The organism is Actinomadura formosensis (assembly GCF_050948385.1).
Classification (GTDB): Bacteria; Actinomycetota; Actinomycetes; order Streptosporangiales; family Streptosporangiaceae; genus Spirillospora; species Spirillospora formosensis.
Map to the genome: position 1 here is coordinate 3,344,720 of NZ_CP192011.1, position 12,838 is coordinate 3,357,557.

Consider the following 12,838-nt stretch of genomic DNA (forward strand, 5'->3'; position numbering starts at 1 on the left):
TGCGGCGCCACCTGAAAAGGCATTAGCAGCCTGGCGGATACAGGGTTTCAGCCGGTTACTGGACGTCGACGTAATCGGTGGCCTGAGCGGGGAAGTCGGTCTTACTGGTGTCGGGGGCGGCGTACGGGCTGAGGTAGTAGGCCATCCAGGTCGCGTCAGCCGGGGTCTGGCACTGCAACCGGAACCAGCCGGTCGAGCTGGTCGCGGCGCCGCCGTTGTGACAGAACGCCGTGCGCCAGGTCGTCTGCCCCTTGAGCCGGTACTGCGCACTGACCCACTTGTCCTTGATCGGCTGCCAGCCGCCCGAGGGCGTCCACCGCATCAACCGGCCGGTGAGCGCCAGATACTGACCCTTGCGCGCGGGCTCCGGGGAGGCGTTGAAACTGGCGATCGCGGTCTTGTAGGACACCCGGAACGGGTAGCCCGACTCGACGTTGGTGTAGGTGGCGTCACCGGCGAAGGTGGTGCGCAGCCACCCGGACGTCCACGCGGTCGCCCGGATCTTCACCCGGCCGTTGGAGTCGGTGACGCCCGAGGTGACCTGCTTCCACCCCGTCTTCGGATAGCCGGAGGTTCCCTTGGGCGCCCACCACAGCGTCACCTTCCGCCCGGGGAGGGCCTCGCCGCGCACCGCCTTCAGCGTCCGGCGGACCTCGAAGGTCTTCCCGTACAGCGGATGGACCGGATTGGTCTCCCGATCGCCCAGCGACTGGTCGATGTACAGCCGGCTGATCCAGCCGAGCACCCGGGCCGAGGTCTCGGTGACCTGCCCGTAGCCGGCCACCCGCGCGATGATGTTCCCTGGCCCCGGAAAGAACGTCGCCTGGAACCGGCCCCCGGTCTGCCCCGTCGCCGTCACCTGCAGTTCCCCGTCCGGGCTGTCGAAGTGGACCACCAGCCCCGCCGGGGCGGCCACCCAGCCGGCCCCGCGGTTCTGCTGCACCTGGCCGGTCACCGTGACATCGGCGTCCCAGTTCTGCACCGCCACCGGATCCACCACGATCCGCTGCGGGATCGTCGTCTCCGCCGCCTGCACGGGAGAAGCGGCCAGCGCCACGGTCAGCATCCCGCCGCACGCCGCAACGGATACCGCATTTTTCATATCAGAACACAACCTCATCAGTACCGTTTGGACTTACTCACCGTGTGTCCCGCACCGGGCCCGCAACACCGGCCGGCCGATACTCCGACCGCCGGGTCTGGCCCGTCGGGATCGGCTCCCCCTGACGGCGATACCGTCCTGCGTCCGCGCATCGGTCACCTCAGGGCGGCGAACCGCCGCCGGATCGTCTGACCGGCGGGGTCGCGTCCCTCAACCTCGTAAGAAATTCTTGGAATGGCATTTGGATACTGTCTTTCGCAGGTAGTTTCAGAAGCTCAATGCAGATTTCAACGACATGTTCCGCAACTGGAGGTCCGGCGGTGCAAGGACACGTCCGGTTTGTGAAAGCGGGTACAGGAGGAGGGCGTGTGGGAGTAGCAGCGTGAGGAGGATCGGACGGGTAAGCGGCTTGATATTCCAGTGCCTCCCAAGTACACCTCGGCTGACTTCCTCAAGAGACTTCGTACTGGCGGAACCAGGGCAAGCTTGATGTGCCCAAGGAGCGGTTCATTTCGTACCCGGGGAGTGGGCTGGACGGGGACTCGTCCATGCTTCTCGGGTGGGCTGGCTGGGATCATCGGGAGCGGGCGCAGGCGCTCATGATCTTGATCGAGGAGCGGGCCACTCAGGATGGGTGGGACGCGGCTCGGTTGACTCCGTTGCTCGCCGGCCTGGCTGAGGTCCTGCCGTGGGTGCGGCAGTGGCATGGCGAGGTTGATCCCGCGTTCGGGCAGAGCCCGGCCGACGCGTACGCCATGTACCTGGAGGACAAGCAGCGCACGTATGGGATCTCGGACGACGATCTCAAGAATTGGCGTCCCGAGAAGCCCAAGCGCGGGGGCCGGAGGAAGAAGACTTCCTGACCGGGCAGAGGTCAGGGTCGTCCGATCAACTCATTCAAAGCGAGTCGAGAAGGACCGTTCACCTTGGTCTGTCGATTCGGTGATTGGGGCGGTGCTGGGAGCCTTAGGAGCCGCGGACATCTTTGGTTAAAACGGTCAGTAGCCGACGCAATATTGACGCAGTTGGCTCGGCTCTCCAGTGATATGCCTTGCGTCAGTAGAAGTCTTTCCCCGGTATCTACTTTTCCCCTGTTACTCGGTTCAGTGGCCCGCCATACACCTCAGTGGAATTGCTGTCTTTGCTGCCCGGCCCCTAAAGCGCAGGCCGCTCTAGATTGGGGGAACCTGTAGCGACCTGCGCATTGCCGTGGATCGCTGACCGGTCTTAACTGTGGCCCTTGATCAGTCGCTTCCTATCGAGTTGCTTGCATGGAGTTGAGCAGAGCGGCCCACTCGGCGCGTGTGAACTCCAGGGTCGGCCCACGGCCGTGCAGCGTGGAGTCTCGAACGCCGATCGTGCCGGAGGTCGAACGGCCTACTTCAACGCAATGCCCGCCTGCTTCGCTGTAGCTGGATACCCGCCAACCTGCAAACTTCTTGGTCATCCACCTGCTCCAGTTGCCCTACGACTTAGTCGATCGGCAGCCTCAGCCAGACACTTGAGGCTGTCTTCTGAGGATAGAACAGCCTCACTCAGAAGTTCATACCTCTTGACGTGCTGGTCGACATCGTCAGGTTCGGTGTAGGCGAGGTCGTGGCTGGGGGCGTCCACTATGACCATTGGGGGGTCTGCTGGATCCGGGAAGGTGTAGAGCGAGAACGCGGACCGAGGGACGGCGACTCCTTCCATGTATGCGTCCACCGGGAGGACGCGCACGTTGGTCTGAGGCTGGGAAGTCACACGGGTGATCAAGAGATGGAGCTGAGCTGCCATGATTTCGATCGGGACGCTGATTCGCCGGAGGACGACCTCGTCAAGGATCAGGTCGTAGACAGGACCTTCCGGATCCAGGATGACCGCCTGGCGACGCTCCCGTGCCTCGGTCATCTTGGACGGGCTGAAGCCGAGTGCGCCTTCAGCGCGCTTGAGTTTGACGAGAGCTGAACTGTACTCCGCGGTCTGAAGAAGCCCCGGGATCGTCGTGTTGTTGTACTCCCGGATTGTTGCAGCACCCGATTCCACGTCGGCATAGAGGCGCTGACGTGCACCCATCGCGTCCCCGTAGCGGTCCCACCAGCCCTTGGTCGCTGCGGCGTGGGCGAGCGTGACGATCTCCTTCCACTTCTGGTCTGGGATCTCAAGCGTGTTGAGGATGGTGATGACGTCGGCGACGTCGGGGCGGCCGTGGGCGTTCTCCAGGCGGCTGATCTTCATGCGCGAGTAGTGGATGCGCTTGGCGAGTTCGTCCGCCATCATGCCGCGCTCCTCGCGGAGCTTGCGGAGTTCGGCCGCCAGACGCTGGCGTCGTACGTACGGGCTGACCATGCTGACCCCCGGGAGCGGAACCGTGACCATGTCACTACCGTATGTACACGACGCGTCCGAGACTCGGCAGAGAAATGAACGGCCGGGCAGCCCGAACAAGGCCACAATTTTGTATCGAACAGGTCCACGCCGGCCAGGAAGACCGTGACTCGCTTTAGCGCGTTCTTGTAGCGGCCCTAGTCTCGACGTCCGGTGCCCTACACGAGGCCAACTGTTCTCACAGTCGCCCCACAGTGGCCTGGCCCCGATGTCCATCGGACCAAGCGCCATACTCCGAATTCCCTGGATGCGAGTCGGTTTTCACTACCTCGACTGCACCCTTCTCATGCGTCGGCGCAGAACCCGTCATGGCGAAGCCAAGACCGATCACGAAGGGATGTCTTCAGGCTCGACCAGTCCTGGGCTCGCACCGGCCGCGCTACTGCGGCGTTCCCCGTTCTGGCCTTGGCTGCCGCGACCGTCTACGCCGCCACCGTCGCCCGTCCCTATCGGCGGCGCCGCTCACCACCGAGGCCGACGATACCCCGCCAGGTGCTATCCGGTTTTGACTAATGGCATTCCTCGGTGTGCGGCGGTGGCGTTGTCACGGAGACGTCGGAGGTCCAGTAGCAATTATTTGGCCCGGCTGTATTTGGCCGTTACTCAGCCCGGGTACCTGTATTTCCAGTCGCCGTCTTCAGGGCGGGCGGCAGTTCGCGCTGAATGGCAAGGACCTGCGCGGCACCTGGACCGATGGGGGCGCCCGGTTCTGTTCTCCGCGCTGGTCACGGCCGCAAGGGCAGGACCCGGTGACACTCGCGCAGGTCGCGGTGCCGGAGGGCACCACCGAGACCGCACAGGTCAAGAGGCTGTTCGCCGGGCTGGAGCACAGGACAGCGGTCCCCGCGACACCGCCGCCCCGCGCACCCTTACCCTCGACGCCCCCTGACCGTCCACGGCATCACCCGGATCACCGAAACTGTCCGGAGGATCGGCCGTGACTACGACCGGGCCGTGCCGCTGCTCATGCTCATATAGCGTCACGACCAGCCATCCCCAACGACTTGAAATCACCCTGCCGGGTCACCCGTCCGGGCAGAGGTCCCTGACCTTGGAGATGACGTCGCTGAGCCACGCCGGCGGATCTACGACCGCTTCGACGGCGGCCTGCCGATAGGTGGCCCACCTCTTACCGTCCACTCCCCGCCCGCCGGAGACGAGGGATCGCCGCGCGGCCTCCCACTCCGGCCACTCGCTCCGCAGATACGTCTCCAGGTTCTCGTGGACGATCGCATAGGAGTCGTGCACCTTCGTCACCGGGAAGTCCTCCGGCACTCCGCCGAGGTATTCGACCAGCGAGCGGTTCTTGCGTTTGTTCTCCTCCACCTTCTCCGGTTTGCAGTTGGCATCCCCATCGAAGACGGCGTAGCAGGGCACGCCCATCTCGGTGAGAATTGCATGGGCAAAGGCGATGTGGTCCTTGCCTCCGACATCGGCCACGACGATGCCGTGCCTGTTCAACGGATCCAGACGTTGACCACAACCCTCCCAGACACCCCGGTCGGTGCTGCCCTCGACCAGGAGTACCGCGTGGCCGAAGAGCGCCTCGGGAAGGTCCATCAGGTACGTTTTCGCCAGCCGCCGGTCGACGGCGGCCCGGTCGAGCAGTGCGCCGAGCCGGGCCGTGACGCTCCCGGCACTGGTCGAATGGATCCGCACGGACGGCGCGCCCGCAGCGAACTCGCGCGTCATCCGCCGGATCTGCGTGAAGCCCTCGATCTCCAGGAAATACGGACTGTGCGTCCCGTACGCGATCTGCACCCCGTGCCCGGTGTCCGCGGCAAGCGCACGCAGGACGGCCGCGAACGCGCGGGCCTGCACCGGATGCTGGAACAGTTCGGGCTCTTCGATGGCCAGGAAGATCGTGCGATCGCTCGCCGTGACGGCGCTCTGCGCGAGGACGCGCAGGGCGGTGACGAGCAGGGCGCGCTGGAAGCCGTGCCCCTGCTGGTCGATCCGGGTGCGCGCGGTGCCGTCCTGGATGGAGACCTGGAACTGCGCCTGCGGCAACAGCAGCTCGGGTACGAGGGAGTCGACCTGAACGCGTCGGCCCATGGTGAGCTGCTCGATCTCCGTGGTCAGCTGATCTGAGAGAGACTCCAGCTGCTTTCCGAAGTGCTTGCTCTGGATGCTCTCCCGGTTCGCGTTGACCAGGACTTGCAACTCGGCCATCTCCTCCTCCGCCTCGCTGCGGTCGATGGCCTGGTTCAGGATCCGCCCGATGACGGAGCCCTTGACATCCCGTCCCTCCTCGCCGGCCCGCAGATCGGCGCTGACGAATACGTAGTCGAATAGGCCGGTCATCTTGGCCTGGCCGGCGAACCCGAAGAAGTGGGTGTCGGCGTCCAGCTCCGTCCCCTCAAGCCGCTCCGGGTGCTCGCGCTCCCACCTGGCCATCGCCTCGTCCAGTTCCGGCGCATTCTTAACGGGCGGCAGGCCGAGCCCGGGGTGTTCGTCGCTCAGCGCCTTGTATCGCTTGCGGCGATCCAGCGCACTCTTGATGGTCCTGATCTCGTCGAAGGGTGGGTAGGTGAGCGCGCGTCCTGACAGCTTGTCGGAACCGTCCTCCCAGCGGCGCCACAGCCACACGGTCTGGATGTCACCGGACGCGTACTTGCCCAGCGCGTCCCGATCCACGTTGGTGAGGTCGGAGAACTCCACCCCGACGCTGATCTGCTTCCGCTCGGCTCCGGCCCACACGTCGTCATCGGTGAGCCCGCGACCTCCCGGCGGACCGTTGAAGAACCAGTCCAGGGCGCGTAGCACCGCGGACTTGCCCACCCCGTTCGGCCCGATGAAGGTCGTGATGTCGTCGAAGCGGATGTCCACGTCCCGCAGACACCGATAGTTATTGATCTTCACTCGCTGTATCCGCACACAGGAACCTCATCGCTCACAGGCGTCCCGCCGCAGCCGAATTCGGTGACTGACCGCAGTGCGCCGATACGCTGGGTTAGGTAAACCGGAGGGTGTCGCCGCACGTCCGTGCGACCTCAAAGAGGCGCTGGTGAGCTTCGCCATGTCCGACCGCCGGTTCCAGGACGCGAACCGCGCGTGAATCGCGCACACTGACGCCATGGAGCCGGTTCGGGAGTGGGTGCCGGGAGAGGTCGTGCTCGGCCTGTACGAGGTGCTCGGCGTGGTGCACAGCGGGGGCATGGGGGTGGTGCACCGGGTGCGCCACCGCGGCTGGCGGGTGGACATGGCGGTGAAGACGCCGCGACCCGAGCTGGTCCAGACCCCGGAGGATCGCGCCCACTTCGAGGCCGAGGCCGGCACGTGGATAGGGCTCGGGCTGCACCCGCACACGGTCGGCTGCGCCTATGTCCGCACGATCGACGGCGTGCCCCGTGTGTTCGCGGAATGGGTCGACGGCGGCAACCTGGCTCAGGCCGTGAGCGGCGGAGAACTGTACGCGGGTGGCCGGCGGGCGGCGCTGGCCCGCGTCCTCGACATAGCCGTGCAGACGGCGTGGGGGCTTGAACATGCGCACGAGGCAGGGCTCGTCCACCAGGATGTCAAGTCCGCGAACGTGATGCTGGAACCGGACGGCACGGCCAAGGTGACCGACTTCGGCCTGGCCAAGGCCCGAGCCGCGACCGGGAACAGCGAGGCGACGCGGCCCGCGGACCATCCGGAGACGGTCAGCTTCGGCGGGATGACGCGCGCCTACTGCTCTCCGGAGCAGGCGGCTGCGGCGGCGGGGGCCCGGGGGATCCGGCTGACGACGGCGACCGACGTGTGGTCGTGGGCGGTGACCGTGCTGGAGATGTTCGCCGGCCGGCTGCCGTCGCGCCGCGGCCAGGCCGCCCGGCAGGCGCTGGAGGCCGTGCTGGACGACGACACGCCGGTGCCGATCCCGCCGGCGATGGTGACCGTGCTGCGCCGGTGCCTCACCGAGGACCCGGCGGCGCGTCCGGCCGGGTTCGGTGAACTGGCGGCGACGCTCACCGAGGTGTACCGCGAGGTCCTCGGCGTCCACTACGAGCGGCCCGCGCCCAGGGCGGCGCGGCTGCTGTCGGACGGCCTGTCGAACCAGGCCCTCTCGCTCCTGGACCTCGGCCGGACCGAGGAGGCCGAGGAGCTGTGGCGGCGGGCGCTCGGCACCGACCCGTACCACCTGCCGTCGGTCTACAACTTCGGCCTGCACAGATGGCGGTCGGGCCAGGAGACCGGCGAAGAAGTCGTCTCCAACACCGAGGCCGCGCTGGCCGCGTCCGGAGCCGGGCAGGCGGGATACGGCGCCTTCCTGCTGGGCGCCGTGCAACTGGAGCGGCACGAGGACGAGCGGGCCGGCGAACTGCTGCGCCGGGCGGTCGCCGCCGACCCCGCCTCCCCGGACGCCGCCGCGGCGCTGGCCGAATGGGAGAGCCGGCCGCCGCGGATCCGCGCCGACCTCGACGGCCGGGCCCGGAAAGACCGCGGCTACGTCGAGGACAACGTCTCCGCGGTCGCGGTCAGCGCGGACGGCGGCCTCGTCCTGTCCGGCGACCGGACGGGCAGGCTGCTGCTGTGGGCGCCCGGTTCCGGCCGGCGGCCGCACACGCTGGCGAAGCGCGGGCAGCCGGTCGACGCCCTGGCGATGGACGCGGCCGGCACGCTCGGAGCCGCCGTCCTGCGGGACGGCACCGTCGAACTGTGGGACCTGGAGCGAGGCCGCCGGCTGCGGAGGCGGCCGGCGGTGAACGACGCCCGCACCGCGGCGGTGAGCGGCGACGGCCGCCGCGTCGCGACAGGGTCCGCGCAGGGCCTGATCCAGGTGTGGGAGGCCGGCGAGGCGCGTTGCGTCGCCCTCCTGCGCGGCCATACCGGACCGGTCACTTCGCTGGCGCTGAGCCAGGACGGCAGCGGCGCCCTGTCCGCCTCGTTCGGTGGAGAATACGACTGCACGGTCCGTTCGTGGGACGTGGCGGGCGAACACTGCGCCGGTGTGCTGGCCGGACCCGTCAGAGGGACATTGCACGGCCGGCCCGTCCGCACCAGCCCGCTGGACGTCGGAGCCGTGTCCGCCGACGCCCGGTACGCCGTGGTCGCCTGGTGGGAGGGGCCGCTCACCCTGTGGGACGCGCGGCGGTGCGCCGTGGTCAGCGAGGTGCCGCACGCATGGCGGCACGTGGAGTCCATCGCGCTCGCCGCGGCGGGGCCGGCCATGGTGACCTCGGCGGACGGCGGCTCCCAGACGCAGGCGTGGGACGCCTCGACCGGCCGCTGCCTGCGCACGCTCGACCGGGAACTGCCGTCCGACGCCCCCTGGGCGTACTCCCTCGCGGTCAGCGCGGACGGCCGGGTCGCGGTGGTCGGCCTGGACGGGGCACGCGTCGCGGTCCGGTCGCTCCCCACCGGCGGCTATCAGGCCCCCTGGCATTACGCGCGGCCACGGCCCGCCCGCGAACTCACCCGGGCGGACGACGTGTTCCGCGAGCTGATGGACCGCGCCGACGACCTGGCGCGCCGGGGCCGGTACCCGGCCGCGGCGGAGACGCTGAGATCCGCCCAGCGGATGCCCGGCTTCGGCCGCCACCCGGACCTGCGGGCGGCGTGGGCGCGGGTGGGCGGGCACGGCCGCAGGTCCACCCTGCTCAGCGCGGCACCGCTGTACTCCTACGACGGGCACGGCGAGTTCACGCAGCCGCCGACGCTGGCCCTGCGCGAAGACGGCCTCATCGCGGCGACGGGCCGGTGGACCGGTGAGGTGGACGTCTGGGACGTCGCCGCGGGCGAGCGGCCGCACACCTTCGACCGCGGCGAGGGCGGCAGCGCCAGGGACATCCGGTTCGCCGTGGACGGGATGCTGCTCCTGGTCCTGACGTCCGCGGGCACGATCCGGCAGCTGAGCCTCGAAACCGGCGGCAAGCGCCTGTTCACCGACGAGTTCGGCGCCATCAGCGCGTTCGCGGTGAACCCGGCGGGCGACCGCATCCTGATCGGCGACCGGACCGGCGGCCTGCGCCTGCGCGACCTGCCCGCGGGCGGCATCCTGCGCGCGTGGCCGGCGCACGGCGGCACCGTCCACGCGGCGGCGCTCAGCCCGGACGGCCGGTACGCGGCCACGCTCGCAGGCACGCACCCGGAGGCGAACCGCTTCGGCGGCCCGCCCGACCAGAACGAGATCCATCTGTGGCCGCCGGGAGAGGACCGCCCCGCATGGACGCTGCGGTCGCGTTCCCGCGACGACCGCCTGGACTTCAGCGCGGACGGCCGGACCCTGTTCGTCTCCCACGGCCTGTTCGCCGGCGCGTGGGACGTGGGCACCGGCGAGCTCCGGTACTCCTTCCTCAGCCGGGCCGCACGCGGCGGGTTCGACACCGCCGCCGCCTTCAGCGCCGACGGAAGGCTGGGCGCGTCACCCGACCCGGACGCGCTGCACGTGTGGGAGACCGGGGCCGGCGGCATCGTCACCAGCGTGCCGATGCCGGACACCCCCGGCGTGTTCGCGCTCAGCGCCGACGGGACGTTCGCGGTCACCGGCCACGACCGGCTGGTGCGGGTGTGGGACGTCGGCTCCGGGCGCTGCCTGCGCACACTGGAAGGCCATGCCGCGCCGCTCTACCAGGCGGCGCTGAGCCGGGACGGCACCCTGCTGGCCACCACCGACCTCGATTCGGGGATGTGGGTGTGGGAGATGGCATGGGACTTCGACGTCCCGCCCGCCGCCGGCACCTGAACAGAGCCCGGCCCGTGACCGGGCCGCGAACGTTCACGGCCCGCACGTGCGGTTCCCGCACGCCGATGCGGGCGACGTTCGCCCGCTGGGCGTGCGAATCAGTGGCCTGACGAGGCATTTTTCGTGCGTTCGGCCGTCGAGATCGTGAAGATGAACACGCACGATGACGAATCGGCCACAACGCGTTAAGGAATCGCATGTCGTATCCACTGCCCGTGCTGCCCGACCCCGCACCCGCGACCGCGCAGCGCTGGCGGCGCGCCTTTCCCGGCGAACTCGTCCAAGCCCGCGCCGCCCGCCGCTTCACCACCATGCTCCTGGACGGCTGCCCCCTGCTCGACGAGGTGCTCCTCGCCGTCGACGAACTCGTGGTGAACGCGCTCCGGCACACCAAGTCGGGCCAGCCCGGCGGGACCTTCACCGTCGAGATCGCCCGCTGGGACGCCGCGGTCGCCGTCGCCATCACCGACGAGGGCGCCCCCTCCGAGCCCGCCGTCATCGACGCCGCCGCCGACGCCGAGTCCGGACGCGGCCTGCGGACCGTCTCCTTCCTCGCCACCGGCTGGGGCTGGTTCGGCAACGACCGCTCCCGCACCGTCGCCGCCCTGTTCGGCATGACCCTCGGTGAGGCGGCGTGACCGGCCCCGACCTGCGCGAATGGACGGTCGCCCAGGTGCGGTCCACGATGACCGCCGCCATGCGCACCGACCCGTACGCCCTGGACCGCCTCGTCCTGGCGAACCCCAACGCCCTCGACCCGCACAGCGCCGCCTTCGCCCGGACCGCCCGGACGCTGACGCTGGCGACGTCGGTGGCGCTCACCACCATCCTCACCGCCCACCGCTACGGGCGCGACGGCCACGACCGCGTGTTCTGCCTGGGCTGCGGCCTTGAGCGCTGCCGGACGATCCGCAGCATCTCCGACGTCCTCGCCGCCTACGGCCAGCGGACCCACCCGGTCGACCGCGCCGAAGCCTGGCGCCGCGCCGACGCCTGGTACACCCGCACGGCCGGCCGCCCGGTCCTGCTTTCCGTCGAATCCTTCGACGAAGGCTTCATCGCCCGGCCCGCGCCCCCGCCGTCCGACACCGTCCTCGTCATCGACCGCCACACCGGCGCCCTCACCGAATGGCCCCCGCTGGACACCGACACCCTGGCGGGCAAGTACCGCGACTACAAACGCGGGACCCTTTGACCCCCTCGTCCGCGATGGGACCAGTCCCAGCGCATCGGCCCCGGCCACGTCCGGCTCCGCGGCGGCCTGCGCCCCGGCGGCTGGCGCGCCGCCGTCCGCGAACTGGTGGACCATCTCGTACCGAACCTCACCGTTTCTCGAACCTGGTCCGCTAGGAGGTTCGGGGGACGATGTGGGGGGCGAGGGTGGTGAGTTTTTCGCAGGTCTCCTCGTATTCGCGGGCGGGGGTGGACGCGCTGACTATGCCCGCGCCGGCGCGGAGCCAGGCGCGGCCGTTCTCGGCGTAGAGGGCGCGCAGGACGAGGGCCGCGTCGAGGGCGCCGTCGTGGGAGACGGTCACCACGGCGCCGGAGTACAGGCCGCGGTGTTCCTCCAGGCGGGTGATGGCCTCGATCGCCGCCGGCTTGGGGATGCCGGACGCGGTCACGCCGGGGAACAGTGACTCCAGGGCGTCCCACGCGGTGCGGCCGGGGGCGAGGGTGCCGGCGACGCTGGAGCCGAGGTGCTGGACGCTGCCGCGCTCCTTCACCGTCATGAAGCCGGTGACCTGGACGGTCCCGGCCTCGCAGACCCGGCCCAGCTCCTCCTGGGAGGTGCGGACCGAGACGGCGTGCTCGTAGATCTCCTTCGGATCCGTTTCCAGTTCGCGGCGGGTGCGGGTGTCGAGGTCGGCGCCCCGGCCGAACGCGCGGGTGCCCGCGAGCGGCTGCGTCATGACCCGGCCGCCGGTGTCCACGGTCGCGAGGACCTCGGGGCTGAACCCGGCCGCCTGGAAGCCGCCGACGTCGAGGAGGAACGAGCGGGCGGGCGTGTTCGCCTCACGGCCGCGGACATAGGTCGATATGACGTCCACGGGATGGGGGATGTCCAGGCGGCGGGACACGATGACCTTCTGGTAGCGGCCCTCGTGGATCTCGGTGACGGCCTCGGCCACGCGCGCCCGGTAGCGGGCTTCGTCCACCCGGACGTCGAGGGGCGACGGTGTTCCGGTGATCGGGGAGACGTCGGTGAGGAGGCCGGCGACCTGGGCGGTGCCGGGGCCGGTGATGCGGGCGCGGCCGTCCTCGACCCGGACCTCGGTGCGCGGGACGATCAGGTGCGCGAGCCGCCCGGTGGGACGGGGCGCGGCGAACTCGAACGCGATCCAGCCGTAGGCGTTCCACGCGGAGAGCGGGGCGGCCCCGGCGAACGCGTCGCGGAGCGCGTCGGCGGGCCGTCCCGACCAGGGGCGGGTGGCGGGGGCCCGGCCCGGCCAGGTGGTGTGGACGGCGTCCGCGTCGAGGACGACCTCGCCGAGCACACCGCCCGCGAACGTCCATGAGCCGGGCCGCTCGTACACGACGTAGTCGCCGAACAGCCCGGACGCGGCCAGCCGGGCCATGGCGGTGAGCGGGTCCGACGTGCACTCCAGCACGAGTTCCTCGGGGGGCGTGTCAGTGCGCAGAGCGGTGGACAAGGCGGTCGACTCCCTTTCACAGAAGATCAAGTTAGGTAAGGCTAACCTTGCACG

At 69.6% G+C, this 12,838-nt stretch carries 9 protein-coding genes; 4 read left to right on the forward strand and 5 right to left on the reverse strand.

The genetic code is table 11. The annotated features are described in order from the left end of the window. Positions 1-55: 55 nt before the first annotated feature. Positions 56-1,102, reverse strand: coding sequence for a hypothetical protein (locus ACQP1N_RS15785; RefSeq protein ID WP_433232131.1), 1,047 nt, complete (start codon positions 1,100-1,102; stop codon positions 56-58). Between the two features lie 491 nt (positions 1,103-1,593). Between ACQP1N_RS15785 and ACQP1N_RS15790 the strand changes: the two genes are divergently transcribed. After that, positions 1,594-1,965: a DUF7008 domain-containing protein gene (locus tag ACQP1N_RS15790; RefSeq protein ID WP_433232133.1), complete on the forward strand. Its 372-nt coding sequence runs from the start codon at positions 1,594-1,596 to the stop codon at positions 1,963-1,965. 392 nt (positions 1,966-2,357) lie between these two features. On the opposite strand, the gene ACQP1N_RS15795 is transcribed toward ACQP1N_RS15790, so the two are convergent. From ACQP1N_RS15795 to ACQP1N_RS15805, 3 genes are all read right to left on the reverse strand, one after another. Continuing rightward, positions 2,358-2,549 carry a DUF397 domain-containing protein gene (locus tag ACQP1N_RS15795; protein ID WP_433232135.1) on the reverse strand — a complete coding sequence of 64 codons (192 nt, stop codon included), beginning with the start codon at positions 2,547-2,549 and terminating at the stop codon, positions 2,358-2,360. After that, positions 2,546-3,460 (reverse strand): helix-turn-helix domain-containing protein, encoded by a 915-nt coding sequence (locus tag ACQP1N_RS15800; RefSeq protein WP_433232138.1) that lies wholly within the window; start codon positions 3,458-3,460, stop codon positions 2,546-2,548. Before ACQP1N_RS15800 ends, ACQP1N_RS15795 begins: the two co-directional genes overlap by 4 nt. Before the next feature lie 1,032 nt (positions 3,461-4,492). Then, a complete protein-coding gene (locus ACQP1N_RS15805) occupies positions 4,493-6,331 on the reverse strand; it encodes an ATP-dependent nuclease (RefSeq protein WP_433232141.1) in 1,839 nt (612 codons plus the stop codon). 214 nt (positions 6,332-6,545) lie between these two features. Here ACQP1N_RS15805 and ACQP1N_RS15810 point away from each other — a divergent pair, with 214 nt between their 5' ends. The 3 genes from ACQP1N_RS15810 to ACQP1N_RS15820 all read left to right on the forward strand — a co-directional run bounded on the left by ACQP1N_RS15810 (position 6,546) and on the right by ACQP1N_RS15820 (position 11,328). Continuing rightward, the gene (locus ACQP1N_RS15810; RefSeq protein WP_433232143.1) at positions 6,546-10,133 is read left to right on the forward strand and encodes a protein kinase domain-containing protein; all 3,588 of its coding nucleotides are present in this window, start codon (positions 6,546-6,548) and stop codon (positions 10,131-10,133) included. 197 nt (positions 10,134-10,330) lie between these two features. Continuing rightward, on the forward strand, positions 10,331-10,771 hold the full coding sequence (locus ACQP1N_RS15815) for an ATP-binding protein (RefSeq protein ID WP_433232146.1): 441 nt from the start codon (positions 10,331-10,333) through the stop codon (positions 10,769-10,771). Then, positions 10,768-11,328: a hypothetical protein gene (locus ACQP1N_RS15820; protein ID WP_433232149.1), complete on the forward strand. Its 561-nt coding sequence runs from the start codon at positions 10,768-10,770 to the stop codon at positions 11,326-11,328. Before ACQP1N_RS15815 ends, ACQP1N_RS15820 begins: the two co-directional genes overlap by 4 nt. Positions 11,329-11,479: 151 nt before the next feature. Here the strand turns inward: ACQP1N_RS15820 and ACQP1N_RS15825 are convergent, their stop codons facing one another. Further along, positions 11,480-12,784 carry a salicylate synthase gene (locus tag ACQP1N_RS15825; protein WP_433232152.1) on the reverse strand — a complete coding sequence of 435 codons (1,305 nt, stop codon included), beginning with the start codon at positions 12,782-12,784 and terminating at the stop codon, positions 11,480-11,482. Between the last annotated feature and the right edge of the window lie 54 nt (positions 12,785-12,838).

Bases quoted from the DNA above. Each gene is read 5' to 3' on its own strand.
- ACQP1N_RS15785 (WP_433232131.1), bottom strand. From the start codon at position 1,102: ATGAAAAATGCGGTATCCGTTGCGGCGTGCGGCGGGATGCTGACCGTG.
- ACQP1N_RS15795 (WP_433232135.1), bottom strand. From the start codon at position 2,549: ATGACCAAGAAGTTTGCAGGTTGGCGGGTATCCAGCTACAGCGAAGCA.
- ACQP1N_RS15815 (WP_433232146.1), top strand. From the start codon at position 10,331: ATGTCGTATCCACTGCCCGTGCTGCCCGACCCCGCACCCGCGACCGCG.
- ACQP1N_RS15810 (WP_433232143.1), top strand. From the start codon at position 6,546: ATGGAGCCGGTTCGGGAGTGGGTGCCGGGAGAGGTCGTGCTCGGCCTG.
- ACQP1N_RS15800 (WP_433232138.1), bottom strand. From the start codon at position 3,460: ATGGTCACGGTTCCGCTCCCGGGGGTCAGCATGGTCAGCCCGTACGTA.